This is a genomic window from Saccharicrinis aurantiacus (assembly GCF_001660705.2).
GTDB classification, from domain to species: Bacteria; Bacteroidota; Bacteroidia; order Bacteroidales; family Marinilabiliaceae; genus Saccharicrinis; species Saccharicrinis aurantiacus.
Genome location: NZ_LYBV02000031.1, coordinates 123,468 through 141,413, shown reverse-complemented (window position 1 = coordinate 141,413; position 17,946 = coordinate 123,468). Strand labels below are relative to the sequence as shown.

Genomic DNA, 17,946 nt, shown 5'->3' with positions numbered 1-17,946 from the left:
GATGTTACATTATCGCAATGAAAAAAGCGAACTTTAACGAAGCTATTAAATCATTAATAATTTAATTTACCCTCCACTTGAAGGTGGTATTACGTATACTTCTGTTTGCGACTGGATGGTATCTGAAAAAGAAACAAACTCTTCGTTAATGGCTACCCTACATTTAGTAAGAGGTTCTGCTGCATCAGGATAAAATTGAGCCAAACGCTGAATAAAATCCGTTACGGTTTCATTCTCAATAAACTCAACACTAATGCTATCTGTAAAATACTGCTTTAGGGCAGCAAAAAAATGTACTTTAATCATAAATCATCCTCCTATAAACTGCATGCTCATTTGATTTCCTATAAACTTAAAGCGTTGTTTTTGTTGTATAGCCTCAGTAAGCAATGGTTTTAAATCTAACTTTCCTTTAATATCAATACCTTTTGTAGCACTGATACAACCATAAATCTTCCCATAGCTATCTAACCTTAATCTATCGCAATCTTTACAAAACGGTTCCGATTCGTTAGCTATGATGCCAAAGGCGTAATCCTCTTCCTCAAGTTTCCAATAATTGGCTGTGGCCGATGGAACCCTTAACTGTTTTTCAATGGTATACGCTCCTTTAATAATTTCAATAATCTCGTTCTGCGAAACAAAGTGTTGTAAATAGTTATTATGCAGATAACCCATTTTCATAAGCTCAAGAAAACGCACTTTCACTTGTTTTTGAATGCCAAAGGCAATTAAAGGTAATATCTGGTTCTCATTAACCCCCTTTATGATTACACTGTTTATTTTTAATTTAATTCCTTGTTTTATGGCTTCATCAATACCGAGTAAACATTGCTGTAACATATCCTTTCGGGTAATGGCCTTAAAAACTTCACTATCTAAAGCATCTAAGGACACATTGATTGATTTTAAACCCGCTTCTTTTAAACGAGGAGCTAACTTTGCCAAGTAAAAGGCATTGGTGGTAATGGCAATGTCATCAATTCCCAAATGCTTAATTTCAGCAACTAACTTAACAATCCCAGGAAACAACAGTGGTTCTCCTCCTGTTATTCTAACCTTTTTTAAACCTAACTCTTTATGAAGCTTTGCAAGCAACTCAATCATTTCAGAAACCTCTAGTCGCGGTTTTAGCTGTGCTCTAATACCGCTCGCATCACCATCTGGTACACAGTAAGTACAAGCCATGTTACAAGTATCAGTTAAACTGATTCTCAATTTTTTAAAAGATCTATTATCTGTACTCATATAATGCTAAAACATTGCATATTTACTTCGTAGGAATAAAAAGTAGTAATTAAACTTCAAATATAGTTTTAATAATGAACGATTGTAGTGCTTTATTGTTTACTCCTATAATCAGCGAATAATGGTTTCAAAATTTGAACCTACCTATTTTTAGATAGAAGCACATAAAAAAACAATTTGCAGCTGCACCAACCCTATAAAACTATTACAAAAGAACTCGTAAATGATAAAATCCACTAGCTGTATCGATTGTGAAAACAAACATTGTATTATGAAAAAGTACAGTAACGACCTTGCGCTAACTGTGTTACTTGAGCAAAAGAATACAATGCGATGTCGTAAGGGACAAAGTATTATTATTGAAGGTTCTCCTATACATGGAATTTACTTTGTAAAAGATGGAAAGGTTAAGGTTTTTAGTACAGGAATTAACGGGAGAGAGCAAATTATGCGTATTGCAACTAGCGGCGAGGTACTTGGGCAGCGTGTTTTTAGTTCGCGCCAGACCTATCCTAGCGGCGCATTGGCTTTGGATGAAACCATCATGTGTCATTTTACTTTAGATACCATGAAAACCATGTTACAAACCCATCCGAAATTAGCCTTTGATTTTATGGTTTACTACGCTGAGGAATTAAACCGTACAGAAAGTAAGGTTCGCATGTTTGCGCATATGACAGTGCGTGAAAAAGTAATTGATGCCTTATTATATATGCACCGTAAATTTGGACAAAAGAATGGTTTCCTTGACATACAATTAAGCAGAAGAGATATTGCAGACTTTGCAGGAACTACAGAAGAACAGGTGATCAGAATTCTGTCTGCATTAAAAAAAGATAAGGTCATAAAAAGCGCCGGTAAGAAGATTGGAATACCCAACATACAAGTATTAAAGGACGAAATAGACGAACATCACTACTTTATTCAGAGCTAGTATACCACTGACTTTAATATAATTACATTCAAAACCTGCTTTTACGCAGGTTTTTTTATACCTTAAAGCCTAATATACTATGGTAAAAAACCGCTTTAATCCTCTCCATTTACATAAAATTGATGTTTGATACACCATACCTTTACATCAGAATCAAACATCAAAAAGTAAGTAAGTGTAAAATCCATCATACAACGGTATTATGGTAATTCAAATAAGACTAATAATAACAACGGTTATATTATCACTTATTTGAGAGGATGTTTTATTTCAGAACAGGTCAAAATCAAATTAACCTAAGATTGATTTTGGCTGGTTTAACGTTTAAACTCTAATTGAAGATGAAAAAGTTATTAACTCTCTTACTAGCAATTGCAAGTTTCGCAACAATGAATGCTCAAGTTACTTTCACAGGCCAGTATCGTGCCAGAGGTGAAATGAGAAATGGATTTAAAGCTCCTATAATGGAGAATACTGAACCTGCTGCATTTGTAGAGCATAGAGCTCGATTAATTGTAGGTTATAAAAAAGATAAAGTTGGATTTAAGGCTTCCATTCAAGATGTCCGCATCTGGGGAGAAACAGGGCAAATTAATAAGTCAGACCAATTATTAAGCGCACACGAAGCTTATGGTGATTACTACGCCACAGATAAATCTACTTTTAGAATCGGACGTCAGGAAATGATTTATGACGATCACCGTTTCATTGGTAGCCTAGACTGGGCAATGCAAGGTCGTTCTTTTGATGCATTAAGATATATGCATAAAGGTGATGGTTTTGATTTTGATGCAATGGTATCTTGGAATCAAGTAGGCTATGGTGATGGAGCACCCGAACCCGCTAATTTAACAGGTAATTACTATGAAACTACAAATGGAGGTGGTGTCGAAAATACACGAATTTTCAATCTTGAATTACCAAAGAGTCAACAAATGGTATATTTTAAGAAGACCTTTGATGCTGGTAGTATTGGTATAATGATCGAAAATGATATTTATAATTCTAGTCCTGATACTGCATATAGCAACTTCACTGTTGGTTTATCTCCTAAATTTGCTGTTGGAGCACTTAAGTTTGGTGGTCAGTTCTTCTATACTGGTGGCGCAATTGACAAAGGTTTAACAGCTGCAGGACAAGAGTACAAAACTGAACTTTCAGGTTATATGGTTAACTTATTTATTCAGGCACCAAAAGTTACAGGTGCACCACTATTGGGTATTGATTATTTAAGTGGTGATGACGAAAGTACAAGCGAAGTAGAAGGATGGTCTCCTAAATATGGAACCAACCATAAATTTTATGGTTTCATGGATTACTTCTATGTTGGTAATGGGCATGGAGGACAAAACGAACGCAGTGCTGGTTTGGTTGATATTTATTTAAAAACAGCATTTAAATTTGGCGAGAAGAGTTCGCTAGCAGGCCACTTACATTATTTCATGTCGGCACAAGAACGCACCTACATGGGCGAAGCTTATGATGGCTCTTTAGGAACTGAATTAGATCTTGTATATACTCGCAAATTAGCGAAGGAGTTATCCTTACAAGTAGGATACTCACATATGTTTGGTATTAGTGAAACAATGAAGGTTTTAAAAGGAATGGCTCCTGATGCCTCAACTCAAGGAATGCAGTCTTGGGCTTGGTTACAGGTTTCATTCTCACCTAAATTCTTATAACAACTTAATAGGTAAGGTGTCAAGTTGGTACTAGCATTTGGCACTTTACCTAAATAGAACATCCCTAAATAATAGCTTATCAGATAAGTTATTCAATCAGATAAAAAATGTTGAAATGTAGATAGCACCACTTGCATATTTAAGTGGTATAGGGATTCTACATGCCTTTTTTAACGATAAAAACGTAGTAAAATGAAGATTTCAAACATATTAAAAGCGACTACAATATTCGCTACAGCCTTAGTATTATTATCCTCTTGTGGAGGAAGTTCTTCTTCCAAGTCAGCGAAATCAAGCGAAAGCTCCACTTCTAAAAGTGCCCTGTTGGTTGAAAAGCCTCAGCTTACTTTTGGTTTTATTAAACTGACGGATATGGCGCCTCTAGCAATAGCTAAAGAGTTAGGATACTTTGAAGACGAAGGTTTATTCGTTACCATCGAAGCGCAAAGTAACTGGAAAAATGTATTAGATAGAGTTATTGATGGCGAATTAGATGGCTCGCACATGTTAGCAGGCCAGCCTATTGCTGCTGCTGCAGGATTTGGTCGTCAAGCCAACTTGGTTACACCATTCTCGATGGATTTAAATGGAAATGCCATTACGGTATCCAATGCCATTTGGGATAAAATGAAATCGAATGTACCTAAAGATGCCGAAGGCAAACCTATTCACCCAATTTCTGCCGATGCTTTAAAACCAGTTGTTACGGAATATAAAAACAACGGAACGCCATTTAAAATGGGCATGGTATTTCCGGTATCCACTCATAATTACGAAATCCGTTATTGGTTAGCAGCTGCCGGAATTCACCCTGGCATGTACACTGCTAGCAATATTCAAGGTCAGGTTGATGCTGATGTGTTATTATCGGTAACACCACCGCCACAAATGCCAGCAACCTTAGAAGCAGGAACTATTTATGGTTATTGCGTTGGAGAGCCTTGGAACCAACAAGCCGTATTTAAGCAAATTGGTGTACCCGTGGTTACCAACTACGAGATCTGGAAAAACAACCCTGAAAAGGTATTTGTAATGACTGAGAAATTCATCTCTGAGAATCCAAATACAGCAGTGGCGGTAACCAAAGCTCTAATTAGGGCAGGAAAATGGTTAGACAATCCATCTAACAGAGCAAAAGCCGTTGGTATTTTAGCCATGTCGGATTATGTGGGAGCTGATTCTATCGTAATTGCGAACTCTATGACAGGTACTTTCGAATTTGAAAAAGGCGACAAGCGCGATCTTCCTGATTTTAATGTTTTCTATAAGCACAATGCAACTTATCCTTTCTACTCTGATGCCGTTTGGTTTTTAACGCAAATGCGTAGATGGGGACAAATTTCAGAACCTAAATCGGATGAGTGGTATGCAGAAACAGCCAAGAAAGTTTACCGACCAGATGTATGGACAAAAGCCGCTGAAGCTCTTGTGGCAGAAGGTAAAATACCGGCATCAGATATTCCTTCTACCAATGGATATAAGGCAATAACACCCGACTTTATTGATGGTATTGAGTTTGATGGAACTAAGCCAAACGAATATTTAACCAAGTTCGCTATTGGTAATAAGGATGCTAAAACACTAGCAAAATCAAACTAGTTAGAAAAAATAAACAATTATTTCACTATTGTTTTTTTAGTTGGAAAGAAAGAAAAGGTGCATGCTTTCCGGAAGTTTCATGCACTTTTTCTTCAACTAAAACAGCAATAGATTTTCAAAACAAATCCAACTAATAAAATCAATATGGAAACAAAAATATTAAATGCCTTAAAATGGAGTGGTTTAGGATTTCTTGAGCCACTAATCAAATTAATTCAGGGCAAAGAAAAAGATAAAAATATTAGATTGGTGCTAAGGCAAATTGTGGTTCCGGTGCTATCGGTATTTATATTCCTAGGCGTTTGTAATTTTGGCGCATCCTACCTTTATAACAAGGAACGAGATATTAAAATTGAAAAAACAAGATCGGTTCAAGGCGATGCTGCGGCAGCACAAATGGCCGAGTGTATCGATTCTAGTGATTTAAGCTGTAAGCCTAACTCATTGCCTTCTCCAGCTGATGTTAAACAAGGCGCCATCTCGTTATGGAACGATCATAAAATGATCTCGGAAAAGAAATCGGCCTTTAAAGAAAAAACGGCAGCCATAAACAAACAACGTAAAGAGCAAGGCCTAAAAGCCATTACCTACACGGGTCGCCCTTCGTTTGTTGATCAAATTATAACCAGTTTAAAAACGGTTTTTGCGGGCTTTCTGTTGGCCGCATTTTTTGCCATCCCGGTAGGAATTGTATTGGGTTTAAGCGAAACCTTACGCAGCTCAATCAACTGGATTATTCAAATTCTAAAACCTGTTTCTCCTGTAGTTTGGTTACTATTGGTTTCAATGGTTGTAAAAACGGTTATGGCTAATTCCGATTCTGATAAAGCCTTTATCATATCCTTTATTAGTGTAGGATTTTGTAGTATGTGGGCCACATTGGTAAACACTACCATGGGTGTATCATCAGTAAATCCCGATTACATTAACGTATCAAAAGTATTACGCTTAAGTGTTTTCAGCAATATCTTTAAAGTGATATTACCAGCTTCAATTCCAATGATTTTTACGGGTTTACGCATTACACTTTCAGTGGCCTGGATGGTATTAATTGCCATTGAGTTATTAGCACAAAGTCCTGGTTTAGGATCTTTTGTTTGGGAAGAGTTTCAGAATGGAGCCAACGACTCCAATGCAAAAATAATAGTGGCCATGTTCGTTATTGGTTTTATCGGCTTTATGCTTGATAGAGTGATGATGTTTATTCAGAAGTTAATCAGCTTCGAAGCGAAATAATTTCAACCTTAAAACCAACAATTATGGCGGCATTTTTAGAATTACGCAATGTATCTAAATCATACGGTACAGGCGATAAAAAGGTTGAAGTACTCAAAAACATCAACCTCACCATTGAAGAAGGCGAGTTTATAGCCATTGTAGGTTTCACCGGAAGTGGTAAAACTACTTTGATAAGCCTCATCTCTGGATTAATTGAGCCCGATGAGGGCGAAGTTTTACTAAAGGGTAAAAAGATTACGGGTCCTGGACCCGATAGAGGAGTGGTATTTCAGAACTACTCTTTACTGCCTTGGCTATCGGTACAAGGTAATGTGGAGCTTGCCGTAAAGCAAGTGTTTCCTAAAATGAGCAAAATAGATCGAGTAAATCACTCGCGTAAGTTTATCGAAATGGTAAACCTAACACCAGCCTTACAAAAAAATCCATCACAACTATCAGGTGGAATGCGTCAGCGTGTATCGGTGGCTCGTGCATTGGCCATGGACCCTGAGATTCTTTTAATGGATGAACCACTCAGTGCGCTGGATGCATTAACACGTGGATCGCTTCAGATAGAAATTGAGCGCATCTGGAATGAATCGAAAAAAACAGTAATGCTAATTACCAACGATGTTGACGAAGGTATTTTATTGGCAGATAGAGTAATTCCACTTACTCCGGGCCCCAATGCTACATTGGGCGAAGAATTTAAAATCGGCTTTTCGCGTCCGCGTGATAAGGCAGCAATTAATGCTGATTCAAACTTTAAAAAGGAACGAAATGCAATTATTAAATATCTAGATGAAGTAGGTATGCATCGCTCAGGAAGTAAAGGTGAGGCCTATGCATTGCCCGACTTACAGCCAATTATTAAAGTAAATAAACTGAAGAGGATTAACCGATAAAGCTTGAATTATGGAAACAGTTACTGCTAAAAAAACAATGCTGGAGTGTGTTAATCTTAAAAAAGCTTATCCAACTCCTAAGGGCGATTTTGTTGTGCTCGAAGATTTTCAACTCAAAATAAAAGAAGAAGAATTTATATCTATTATTGGTCATTCTGGTTGTGGTAAATCAACACTTTTAACCATGATTGCCGGATTAAACGACATCACCGAAGGAAATATTATTGTGGATGCCAATCGTATTCAAGGCGCTGGACCAGATAGGGCAGTGGTATTTCAATCGCCTAGTTTATTCCCTTGGATGACCGCCATGGAGAATGTAATGATTGGCGTGAAACAAGTTTTTGCACACGGCACCAAAAAGCAACGCGAAGATATTTGTAAGTATTATTTAGATAAGGTAGGCTTAGGCGATTCGTTTCACCAACGTGCCAGCAGTCTTTCGCAAGGTATGCAGCAGCGTGTTGGTATAGCCCGCGCATTTGCGCTTAAACCAAAGGTGTTATTGTTAGATGAGCCTTTCGGGATGCTCGATTCAATGACGCGTGTTGAACTACAAGATGTACTAATTGACGTTTGGGCCAAGGAAAAAATTACTGCGGTAATGGTAACACACGATGTGGATGAGGCCATCCTTTTATCCGATAGAGTTATTATGATGACAGGTGGTCCATATGCTAAAGTTGGCGATGTGGCACACATAGAAATAGAGCGTCCGCGCCATCGTAAAACCACCATTGAAGATCCTCGATTTTATGAATACCGCCAGTATCTATTGAACTTTTTGGATCACTAGCAAGCAAAGAGATATTGTTACTAAATAAAGTTAATACATGTAGCCAAAAATTAATTATCACATATAATTCATACAAAAAATAGTTTTTTGGCCTTTATACAAATGTATATTAACAGAAAAATCAATTTTTCTACCAATGGCGAGATGCTATTTATAGAAAAATTAGTTTTTCATACTTATCAGCTTGTACAAAGCGAGAAAAAATATTTTTTGAAGATTTGTACAAATGATATACCTATAAAAATTAATTTTCTAAGGTTTATACAAATAAAACACATCAAACAATTTTACAATCATTTCGCGGTGCCATTAAGGGAGGCATATTATAACTTGTAAAATTGTGCCATCAATAAGACCTAATAAAATAAGTCGATTATGAATAAAACCACTTGTAAAGAATGTACCAATAACAATTGCTTAATAAAAAAGCACATTGAACGAGAGAGTATGCAAAGCTATATTGAACGTAAAAGCACGTTTAAATGCCAAAATGGGCAACAGTTTATTCTCGAGGGTGCACCTGTAAGTGGTTTATACTTTATCTTTCAGGGTGCTGTTAAAGTTTATAAAAGCATCGATGATAGTAGTAGTCAGATAATACGCCTTTCAAAAGATGGCGAGATAGTAGGGCACCGAGGTTTTGGAACAAACTATGTTTACGATATTAGTGCAAGTGCCATGCAGGATACCATTTTGTGTCACTTTCAATCGGATATATTAATAGATATGCTGCACAAAACACCGGAGCTGATGTACGATTTTATGCTTTTTTATGCCGACCAGCTTCAAAAGAGTGAATCAAATGCCAAGCTATTTGGGCGTATGACCGTGAAGGATAAGGTAATTAATGGCCTGCTTTTTATACAACGTAAATTCGGACAGGATAATGAGTTCTTTAATCTCACGTTCTCTCGTAAGGATATTGCTGAATTTGCTGGCACCTCTCAAGAGCAAGTCATTCGGGTAATATCAGCCCTCAAAAAAGAAGGCTTGGTAAGCACCAAAGGCAAAAAAATTGGTATTCTCAACTCCAGTAAAATTGAAGCTGAGTTGAGCGAGAGTGGTTACTTTTTAGAGGGATAATACAACTTTATTTTATCAACTCATCAAACCTTATTTCAAAAGCCTCGTGAAGCATCTGTTGATAGTTTTTACAAAATTGTTGATAAGCATTCAAAGCATTTTGCTTTTGCTGTAAGTGCAATAAGGCTCTTATTCTGTATCTCAAAGCAGTATCAGAAAGAGAATCCACACTTAACCAAAGTAAGGAAAGATGAGCCATTCGCACATAATTCTTGCCTTCAGAGGCCCCTTCACAAAGTTCTGCAAGTAACTTTAAATGCTGATCATTCAATAACGAAATAATAGCATCAAACCCATCGTTGTGTAAATTTGAGTCCAATCTTAAGCTCTGTAAGGCAATCTTATCTGTAGTATTAGATAAGTGATGCTCAAACTGGTTAACATCAATATAAGTAGCCTCTGATGTTTCAATAAACCAACTTTTATCCTGAAACAAAAGTTGTATTCCTCCCATCTTCTTAAAAATCGCGCGCAAGCGATGCACATTTGTATTTCTGTTATTTTTTTGCTGACTAGCAGTATCCGCATCCCATAAAATGGAAGATATTTCGGCCGAAGTAACATTCCTATTATACACTTTTGGGTATAAAATAAACAAGGTGAATAATCGAATTAAGGTTGGTGTAAATTCTGCTGAAACATTGTTGCCATCAGCATCAAAAGCCCTAAACTTATCGTAAAAATAAATGGCATTTTGTTTCGGAAGGAGCAACTCTCTTTTAATATTCTGATTACCGATAGTTTTCTTATTTCTGCGTTTTTTGATAATGAGCAATGCCAATAAAAGCATACAAACCAAGACTAAAGCAAAGTAATAAGCTAAGTATGATTTCTGCTTCTGTGCCAACTTAAGCTTCCCGTTATACACATCCTTTATCTCGTTAGCACTCAATAAGCGATCCCATATCAATACCTCCGACATAGCACCTTTGTACGAATCACCTGCATTCCAAAGGCTCCTTCCTAATTCAATAAAATTAGCTCCTCCTGTTTGATCCGCTATAGAATGCTCGCTAAGCAGTACTCCATTTAAATAAAAAGATATTTTATGATTGTAGCTAAGCGTTACTGCTACGTGCATCCAATTATCTTTTTTTACCTTAAACCGCTCCGATTCTAGCAAATACAACAGAGGCACCGAGTACCAAAGTTGTCCTTTTGTATAGGAGTAACGTAAACTAAAATCATTGTTCCCAACCAATGCAGCAACATATCTGTCGTTTTTAGGTTTTACCCAAAGAGCCACCGTTTGCTGTTTGCCTAGCGTAACACCTGAGAATTTAATCAGCGAGCTATCACTCGTAAAATGAGCAACCGATCCACGTTCTTTATCCTCTTCAAATAATATGTTTTGTATTTTATCTGTTTTGCATGCATTATTGGAAACATCAATGGCATTTTCTTTTAAAGGCAGATAGGCTTGTAATTTATAATCGAGCACAGGATCAATTAACTGACGCGTGTAAATGGCCTTCATTTCTTCGGGTGTTAACACCGTGTCCCAAACATTCAACTTGTCAAGCTTACCCTCAGCTCCCATATTGTATTTATCGTTGCCCACAATAAACGAACTCTTCTTTTGATTCCAATCCACTCTTAGGGTATCCTGCAAAACCAAATCGCCATTATAATAAATACTCAGTTCACCATCTTTGGTAATGGTAAAACCGGCATGCTGCCACTGGCCTTCATTCACCAAAGCATCTGTGTTAATATCATGGCGCAAATAAAGATTAAACTGCAATTGATTATTAGATAGGTATCTAAAATAAAAATTCTCATTCTCGCCAAACAGTGTACCTGGATGTGCTTTGATATTTTGAGGACAAAACCAAAGTGATACAGAAATCGCATCCTTGCGGGAGTTATTAATCTGTAAGGCTTCCTTATTCGGAATAAATGCAACAACTGATGGCCGCACAGCATCATCTGCAATGGGCTGCAGTCCATCCACATGTTTAGCCATGTGGTATAAATCATCAGAAAAAATAAGGGCACTACTATTTTGCTGTGCATAAATAGAAGCCATACAGCAGGTTAAGAACAAACCTAACACAAGACTTATTTTTTTTACAGATGCTGATATCATAGACGGCTTTAACTCTTTTTTGAATGGAGGACTAAAATAGCAGAAAGAAACAAACCATACAAAATAACTGAAGCTGTGCTTGTCATTTTAATGTACTATTCTTGCTTGAAGCATTTCACCAAATTAACAGAATTTAAAGCTGCATCTTAGCTAAATGCCTATATTTGCAACAAGTTATTTATGATTTTAGAGGAATTACGAGAGTGACAAATTGATTTTAAGCTGAGGCCAATTAGATCAAGATATTGCTCGATGGTTTTCCATATTATTATAAATAACTGCTAATACCTATCTCCATTAAAAAGCTACATTGCTTTAAATTTTATTATAATAAGATGACTACATATTTTCCGCGTATAGAAGAAATCATTGCTGCTAAATCAACATTAAATGATGTAATAGAAAATACACCTTTAATGGAAAATAGGCAGCTATCGCTAAAGTTTGATTCTAACATAATGCTAAAGCGCGAAGACTTGCATGTGGTTAGATCCTATAAGATTAGAGGTGCTTATAATAAAATGAAAAGCCTTTCTGAGAATCAATCAAAGGCCGGTATTGTATGTGCCAGCGCCGGAAACCATGCTCAGGGTGTTGCCTATTCGTGTCACAAACTTGGTATACATGGGGTTATTTATATGCCAACTACTACGCCTAAACAGAAAGTAAATCAGGTACGTATGTTCGGTCAGGATTTTGCTAAAGTGGTACTTACCGGAGATACTTTTGACGATGCTTACAAATCGGCCATGGCAGAATGTACTCAAAGTGGTAAAACATTTATCCATCCATTTGATGATGCAAAAATAATTGAGGGGCAAGCCACGGTTGGTCTTGAAATTGACATGCAAACCGATAAGCCAATTGATTATATTTTTGCTCCCATTGGTGGTGGTGGTTTAATTTCTGGTTTGGGAAGTTATATGAAACAAATTCATCCTGAAACAAAAATTATTGGCGTTGAACCTGCCGGAGCACCTGCCATGAAGGATTCTATTGCTGCAGGCGAACTGGTTACCCTCGAAAATATTGATAAGTTTGTTGATGGTGCAGCCGTGCAAAGAGTAGGAGAGATTACCTTTGATATATGCAAAAAGGTAGTGGATGATATTGTTTTAGTTCCTGAAGGTAAGATATGCACTAAAATATTAGAACTGTATAACTACGATGCCATTGTGGTTGAACCTGCGGGTGCATTGAGTATTGCTGCTCTTAAGTTTTATGAGAAAGAAATAAAAGGCAAAAATGTAATTTGTATTGTTAGCGGAAGTAATAACGACATTACGCGTACCGAAGAAATTAAGGAACGCTCGCTACTTTACGAAGGCCTAAAACACTATTTTATTGTTCGTTTCCCACAACGTTCTGGTGCTTTGCGCGATTTTGTTGATCGTGTATTAGGGCCTACTGATGATATTACCCATTTTGAATACCGTAAAAAAACAAGTCGAGAACGTGGTCCTGCCTTAATTGGTATAGAGTTACAGCACAAAGATGATTTTGAAGGATTACAGGAAAGAATGCTTGAAAATGGTTTTGTTGCGGAATACCTGAATGAGAGACCCGATTTATTTCAATACCTAATTTAACCATATCGTATATTGGAATTATGCTGAGTTATGGGTTTAGTTCAGCATACACCATCTGACGCATCTCACTAAAAAATAAGGCAAATTCATCTTCAAATAGAGGATAATGATTACTCATTACTTCAATGGCTTCTTCTGATTTATCAGGAAGCGAAGTGTTTTTTGCCATTATGGCTAGCGACCGCTCTATATCTTGCAAGTTCTTATAATTTTCAAGCCTCCGACTTTTAATTAAAAATGGTAAAAACCCTTTTACTCTAGCAGGAAGCATAAAGTAATTCTTCATTAAATATTGATGGGTTTTACTTACAAACTCACCAAGAGGAACCGAAGAATAATTCGGCCAAGCATTAGCTAAATAATGATCATAAACCACATCAATTACTACAGATGAGTATCGTCCGTAGCTTTCTTTAAATCGCTGAGCACTTTGCTTAACAATAGGGTGTTTATCTGTAAAGCCATCAATTTTTCGGTGCAGTAATATCCCCTTCTGAACCTCAGGTGCATACTTCTCATATTGATTACCTTTTACATAATCGGCAATAAAGTTACCCAACATTATTTGCTGATTATTACCTGATAAATATATATGGGCCAGAAAATTCATTGAGCAAAACTGTTTTTTGATAAAAGGATACTTATACCTTACTTATGGTTAGTTTGTTCCCTTAATTATTGAGTATTTTTATTCCGACGCTGATAGCCGTATGTAATAGTAAAACTACGGCTGATTAAAGTTGTTCAGAAGCCTGCATTATTGCTACTTCAAAGTACAAATTAATTTGTAAAATAAACCTCATGAGGAACGTATTAATTATTGGTGATTTAGGGAGAGCATTTCATAGTTTTAACGTTTATTTTAAGAATAACCCTAATTATAAAGTTATTGCTTTTTTATCAGATCAAGCAAACCTTATATTAAACCAGAACTACCCAATTCAACTCACAGGAAAGGCGTATCCTTTAGGTATTCCTATCTATAAAGAAGATGAATTACACTCGGTAATTAAAAGGTATGACATTGAAGAATGTGTTATTGCCAAAAGCAATTACTCTCAAAAACAAATAATTACTTTAGCCACAGAAATACAAGCTGCCGGAGCCGACTTTAAAATTTTAGGGGCTAATACTACCATGTTAAAACACTTGAAACCTGTAATTGCAGTTTGCGGATCAGATGCTACTAAAACTCAAGTATCCTGTAAAGTAGTAGAGCAATTAAAACTAGCAGGACTAAAAAGTGTAGTAGTTAAACACCCAGTACCTGAAGGCGACATAAAAGAAAAAATTACGCAAAGCTTCTCAAAGCTATCTGACTTGGAGTACTCTCCGTATTCGAGCATTGAGAAAGAAGAAATAAAACAACAAATTGCCAATGGAACCAATGTTTATACAGGCATTGATTACCATGATGTTTTAAATAAAATTGATAAAGATTCTGCTGATTGCGACATTATAGTTTGGGAAAATGCCAATGAAGACATGCCTTTTTTTAAACCAGACTTGTTGATAACTATAATTAATCCTGATAAACTAATTGATGGTTCTTTTAATCAACCCATAGATGTTAATATTAGTCTTTCAGATGTAGTTATTATAGATAAGGTATGCATAGCTGAACCTTCTACAATTCTTAAATTACGAAAGAAAGTACTCGAATTAAATAACAAAGCGGTAATAATTGAAGCTGCATCACCAATTGAAGCAGATGACTTTGAACTAATTTGGGAGAAAAAAGTAGCTTTGGTAGAATTTACAAACAAGTCGAAAACTCAATTTTCAACCTGCATTGCTGCGGATAAGTACGGAGCATCTGATGTACTAATGTATGAGAATTCGAAGATATACCCTGTTACAAAGTTTGAAACTAGCGAGCTCAATAAATTGCAAGATTACTTAAACCAAGCAAATTGTGATTTAGTACTTATGGATACTCCTTTTAATATGAATAAAGCCCTAAGAATTAATAAACCCATTGTGAAAGTTAGGTCGCAATTTCAAGAATTAGGCACTCCCAATATAAAATCAACAATACAGAAATTCTTAAAAAAGATATAGAAAAACAAACGCTCTGGATACTTAATTCAGGGCGTTTACTTTTTTAACTATATTGTTATCAAGGCGCTAACCTCTCCTTAAGCCAATCTCCTTGATTTAGTTTAAACCTTATTCTATCGTGCAAACGCCCAACTCTTCCTTGCCAAAATTCTATTTCAGTAGGAATCAATTTATAACCTCCCCAATTACTCGGACGCTTAATACTTTTATTGGACTCCATAGCCTCTTCATACCACTTTTCTAACTGCTCTCTACTTTCAACAACCTGGCTCTGCGGAGATATTATCGCACTAAGCTGACTATCCTTTGGACGAGAATTAAAATAATCATCACTTTCCTTCTCCTTTAACTTAGAGGCCATTCCAACAATTCGAACCTGACGTTCTAATTGCGGCCAAAAAAAGTTTAGTGCAGCATAAGGTTTATCCTTTAATTCATTACCCTTCCGACTACCATAATTGGTATAAAACCAAAAATCGCCACTATCACTGATATTCTTTAATAACAGAATTCTTGAAGATGGGATACCATCTTTAGAAACTGTTGAAAGAGTCATTGCAGTTGGTTCAACACAGGCATTTTCTATTGCATCACTCAACCACATTTTAAAAGTATCTATTGGCGAAGCACCAATATCATTTTCATCAAGTTTGGCTTTATCAAAGTCCTTTCTTATTTTGGATAAATCTCTTAACATCGCATCAATTTTAAAATAAAACAATGCACTCTAAGCTTTGTTTTTATGCCTTTAAATAAACCAAGCATTAAAGGCTCATCTTCGCAACACAGTGGTACCTGCTTCGGAATTCATCCAAACTAAAAACACACTTAATACATACTAAACTCGATAAATATCGAATTTAATATGAGTTTAAATTGAATTTGGTATGAGTTTAGTTTGAGTTTAATGCGACCCAGTTTCGAATAAACTCCCTATCAGAATAAGAGAATACTCCTTTATAAATAGTTATCAATTTCTTCTAATTTGAAGGATTCTTTACTCTTTATTCCCCTCTCGGTTTTCAACAAAGTGCAGCACTCATTGTATAAATCGTGCTCAAAAAATAAGGTATAATTATTATCCGCCGCTTCACTTAAAAACGCGGTTTTCTCTTCCATTGATGTAATCGGATCTGTATCATAGGCCGAAACCCATGCAGTTGGTAAACTAGCCATAACCGGTATTAAATCACCGGTGTAAACTATAGTGGTATTTTTATATTTGATAAAAGGAATAACTTGTCCTTTGGTATGCCCATTAAATATTCTTAGCTCAATGCCTGGGCATAATTCAGTATTTTCATCAATCAACTCAAGGTTTCCTGATTCAAATATAGGCATCATATTTTCCTTAAAATATACCGAACCTTCTCTAACATTCGAACTCAAATAATTATCCCATTGCGATTGTGCGGCCCAATATTTTGCATTGGGAAAAGTTGCTTTTAATACACCTTTTTCGTCCTTTTCAACAGCTCCTCCACAATGATCGAAATGTAGATGAGTTAAAACAACATCAGTCACTTCGTGAAGTCCAACCTCCACATTAGCAAACGATTGATGTAAACTATCATCTCCATTCAAATGTTGATACGAAAAAAACTGTTCTGATTGTTTATTACCTACACCTGTATCAATTAAAATTACTCTACCTTCAGTTTTTATAAGCAAACATCGCATGCTTAGGTTACAATAATTCTGATCGTTACACGGGTATCTTTTTTCCCATATTACTTTGGGTACAACACCAAACAACGCACCTCCATCGGCCATAAAATTGCCGGTTTCAATCTTATATAATTGCATAATTCTTTTATTGGCAAAAGTAGTGTACTTTTGCATATTATTGAATTATTACTTGCTATATGCATCTGTAATTTTGTTATTTTATGAAGTTAGAACAGCCTGTTAGAATTAATAAATACCTAAGTGAAATTGGATACTGCTCTCGCAGAGAGGCCGATAAATTAATTGATGCTAAAAAAGTAACCATTAATGGTAAGGTTCCTGAAATGGGTACTAAAGTGCAAGATGGCGACGAGGTTCGTGTAAAAGGAAAATTAGTTGGTCAACAAAAAGAAAAGCCGGTTTATATTGCTTTTAACAAACCCGTAGGCATTGTTTGTACTACCGACACGAAAGTGGAGAAAAATAACATCATTGATTTCATTAAATATCCAACACGTATATTTCCTATCGGAAGATTAGATAAACCAAGTGAAGGTCTTATCTTTTTAACCAACGATGGCGATATTGTGAATAAAATATTACGCGCTCGAAACAATCACGAGAAAGAATATATCGTTTCAGTAGATAAGCCAATTAACGCTGGATTTATTAAAAAGATGGGTGCCGGAGTTCCTATTTTAGATACAGTAACACGCAAGTGTTTTGTTGAACAAACAGGTAAGTTTGAATTCAGGATCATTCTTACTCAAGGCCTTAATCGACAAATTAGAAGAATGAGTGAATACCTCGGTTACAATGTAACAAAATTGAAACGTACCCGAATTATGAACATTGAGTTAGATGTACCCGTTGGCAAATGGCGAAATATTACAAAAAAAGAGCTCAAAGAAATTAACCGTTTGGTTTCTGATTCTGCAAAAACTTTTGAATAACAATTCGGCTATCCTTAGCTAAAATCTAAGGTATTACTAACCATTGTTGATAACTTATTAAACTGATAATTATAACTTAAGCTGTTAAACTATAGTTAAACTAGCCTCTGTATTTTAAGAC

Annotated in this window: 16 protein-coding genes; 10 read left to right on the top strand and 6 right to left on the bottom strand. The window is 36.0% G+C overall.

All coding sequences use genetic code 11. From position 1 onward, the window contains the following. Positions 1 to 66: 66 nt before the first annotated feature. Together A8B35_RS14580 and A8B35_RS14575 are read right to left on the bottom strand one after the other, a co-directional pair. Positions 67 to 306, bottom strand: coding sequence for a MoaD/ThiS family protein (locus A8B35_RS14580; RefSeq protein ID WP_083634467.1), 240 nt, complete (start codon positions 304 to 306; stop codon positions 67 to 69). A 3-nt stretch (positions 307 to 309) separates the two neighbouring features. Beyond that, complete coding sequence (locus A8B35_RS14575) at positions 310 to 1,218, bottom strand: GTP 3',8-cyclase MoaA (RefSeq protein ID WP_222844163.1); 909 nt, start codon at positions 1,216 to 1,218, stop codon at positions 310 to 312. Between the two features lie 301 nt (positions 1,219 to 1,519). On the opposite strand from A8B35_RS14575, the gene A8B35_RS14570 reads away from it, so the two are divergent. From A8B35_RS14570 to A8B35_RS14535, 7 genes are all read left to right on the top strand, one after another. Next, positions 1,520 to 2,182, top strand: coding sequence for a Crp/Fnr family transcriptional regulator (locus A8B35_RS14570; RefSeq protein ID WP_222844162.1), 663 nt, complete (start codon positions 1,520 to 1,522; stop codon positions 2,180 to 2,182). 341 nt (positions 2,183 to 2,523) lie between these two features. Beyond that, positions 2,524 to 3,864 (top strand): alginate export family protein, encoded by a 1,341-nt coding sequence (locus tag A8B35_RS14565; RefSeq protein ID WP_083634466.1) that lies wholly within the window; start codon positions 2,524 to 2,526, stop codon positions 3,862 to 3,864. Between the two features lie 192 nt (positions 3,865 to 4,056). Beyond that, entirely contained in the window at positions 4,057 to 5,463 is a 1,407-nt protein-coding gene (locus tag A8B35_RS14560) for a CmpA/NrtA family ABC transporter substrate-binding protein (protein WP_075603287.1), read from the top strand. A gap of 144 nt (positions 5,464 to 5,607) precedes the next feature. Further along, positions 5,608 to 6,699 carry an ABC transporter permease gene (locus tag A8B35_RS14555; protein WP_075603286.1) on the top strand — a complete coding sequence of 364 codons (1,092 nt, stop codon included), beginning with the start codon at positions 5,608 to 5,610 and terminating at the stop codon, positions 6,697 to 6,699. Between the two features lie 23 nt (positions 6,700 to 6,722). Further along, positions 6,723 to 7,586: an ABC transporter ATP-binding protein gene (locus A8B35_RS14550; protein ID WP_075603285.1), complete on the top strand. Its 864-nt coding sequence runs from the start codon at positions 6,723 to 6,725 to the stop codon at positions 7,584 to 7,586. Positions 7,587 to 7,596: 10 nt separating this feature from the next. After that, positions 7,597 to 8,382 carry an ABC transporter ATP-binding protein gene (locus A8B35_RS14545; protein ID WP_075603284.1) on the top strand — a complete coding sequence of 262 codons (786 nt, stop codon included), beginning with the start codon at positions 7,597 to 7,599 and terminating at the stop codon, positions 8,380 to 8,382. Positions 8,383 to 8,757: 375 nt separating this feature from the next. Further along, on the top strand, positions 8,758 to 9,465 hold the full coding sequence (locus A8B35_RS14535) for a Crp/Fnr family transcriptional regulator (RefSeq protein WP_075603282.1): 708 nt from the start codon (positions 8,758 to 8,760) through the stop codon (positions 9,463 to 9,465). A 7-nt stretch (positions 9,466 to 9,472) separates the two neighbouring features. On the opposite strand, the gene A8B35_RS14530 is transcribed toward A8B35_RS14535, so the two are convergent. Next, entirely contained in the window at positions 9,473 to 11,554 is a 2,082-nt protein-coding gene (locus tag A8B35_RS14530) for a LamG domain-containing protein (protein ID WP_075603281.1), read from the bottom strand. 335 nt (positions 11,555 to 11,889) lie between these two features. Between A8B35_RS14530 and ilvA the strand changes: the two genes are divergently transcribed. After that, positions 11,890 to 13,143: a threonine ammonia-lyase gene (gene ilvA / locus A8B35_RS14525; RefSeq protein ID WP_075603280.1), complete on the top strand. Its 1,254-nt coding sequence runs from the start codon at positions 11,890 to 11,892 to the stop codon at positions 13,141 to 13,143. Positions 13,144 to 13,171: 28 nt separating this feature from the next. Here ilvA and A8B35_RS14520 read toward each other — a convergent pair whose 3' ends face one another. After that, positions 13,172 to 13,753, bottom strand: coding sequence for an acyl carrier protein phosphodiesterase (locus A8B35_RS14520; protein WP_075603279.1), 582 nt, complete (start codon positions 13,751 to 13,753; stop codon positions 13,172 to 13,174). Between the two features lie 191 nt (positions 13,754 to 13,944). Here A8B35_RS14520 and A8B35_RS14515 point away from each other — a divergent pair, with 191 nt between their 5' ends. Next, positions 13,945 to 15,204, top strand: a complete 1,260-nt coding sequence (locus tag A8B35_RS14515) for a hypothetical protein (RefSeq protein WP_075603278.1) — start codon at positions 13,945 to 13,947, stop codon at positions 15,202 to 15,204. Between the two features lie 58 nt (positions 15,205 to 15,262). On the opposite strand, the gene pdxH is transcribed toward A8B35_RS14515, so the two are convergent. Together pdxH and A8B35_RS14505 are read right to left on the bottom strand one after the other, a co-directional pair. Next, a complete protein-coding gene (pdxH, locus tag A8B35_RS14510) occupies positions 15,263 to 15,901 on the bottom strand; it encodes a pyridoxamine 5'-phosphate oxidase (protein WP_075603277.1) in 639 nt (212 codons plus the stop codon). A gap of 260 nt (positions 15,902 to 16,161) precedes the next feature. Beyond that, complete coding sequence (locus tag A8B35_RS14505) at positions 16,162 to 17,046, bottom strand: MBL fold metallo-hydrolase (RefSeq protein WP_222844161.1); 885 nt, start codon at positions 17,044 to 17,046, stop codon at positions 16,162 to 16,164. 47 nt (positions 17,047 to 17,093) lie between these two features. On the opposite strand from A8B35_RS14505, the gene rluF reads away from it, so the two are divergent. Beyond that, on the top strand, positions 17,094 to 17,825 hold the full coding sequence (gene rluF / locus A8B35_RS14500) for a 23S rRNA pseudouridine(2604) synthase RluF (protein WP_075603276.1): 732 nt from the start codon (positions 17,094 to 17,096) through the stop codon (positions 17,823 to 17,825). Positions 17,826 to 17,946: the final 121 nt, after the last annotated feature.

Excerpts from the sequence above, each read along its gene's own strand:
- A8B35_RS14520 (WP_075603279.1), bottom strand. The coding sequence starts at position 13,753 with ATGAATTTTCTGGCCCATATATATTTATCAGGTAATAATCAGCAAATA.
- A8B35_RS14560 (WP_075603287.1), top strand. The coding sequence starts at position 4,057 with ATGAAGATTTCAAACATATTAAAAGCGACTACAATATTCGCTACAGCC.
- rluF (WP_075603276.1), top strand. The coding sequence starts at position 17,094 with ATGAAGTTAGAACAGCCTGTTAGAATTAATAAATACCTAAGTGAAATT.
- A8B35_RS14550 (WP_075603285.1), top strand. The coding sequence starts at position 6,723 with ATGGCGGCATTTTTAGAATTACGCAATGTATCTAAATCATACGGTACA.
- A8B35_RS14580 (WP_083634467.1), bottom strand. The coding sequence starts at position 306 with ATGATTAAAGTACATTTTTTTGCTGCCCTAAAGCAGTATTTTACAGAT.
- A8B35_RS14545 (WP_075603284.1), top strand. The coding sequence starts at position 7,597 with ATGGAAACAGTTACTGCTAAAAAAACAATGCTGGAGTGTGTTAATCTT.
- ilvA (WP_075603280.1), top strand. The coding sequence starts at position 11,890 with ATGACTACATATTTTCCGCGTATAGAAGAAATCATTGCTGCTAAATCA.
- A8B35_RS14505 (WP_222844161.1), bottom strand. The coding sequence starts at position 17,046 with ATGCAAAAGTACACTACTTTTGCCAATAAAAGAATTATGCAATTATAT.
- A8B35_RS14530 (WP_075603281.1), bottom strand. The coding sequence starts at position 11,554 with ATGATATCAGCATCTGTAAAAAAAATAAGTCTTGTGTTAGGTTTGTTC.
- pdxH (WP_075603277.1), bottom strand. The coding sequence starts at position 15,901 with ATGTTAAGAGATTTATCCAAAATAAGAAAGGACTTTGATAAAGCCAAA.
- A8B35_RS14535 (WP_075603282.1), top strand. The coding sequence starts at position 8,758 with ATGAATAAAACCACTTGTAAAGAATGTACCAATAACAATTGCTTAATA.
- A8B35_RS14555 (WP_075603286.1), top strand. The coding sequence starts at position 5,608 with ATGGAAACAAAAATATTAAATGCCTTAAAATGGAGTGGTTTAGGATTT.
- A8B35_RS14565 (WP_083634466.1), top strand. The coding sequence starts at position 2,524 with ATGAAAAAGTTATTAACTCTCTTACTAGCAATTGCAAGTTTCGCAACA.
- A8B35_RS14570 (WP_222844162.1), top strand. The coding sequence starts at position 1,520 with ATGAAAAAGTACAGTAACGACCTTGCGCTAACTGTGTTACTTGAGCAA.
- A8B35_RS14515 (WP_075603278.1), top strand. The coding sequence starts at position 13,945 with ATGAGGAACGTATTAATTATTGGTGATTTAGGGAGAGCATTTCATAGT.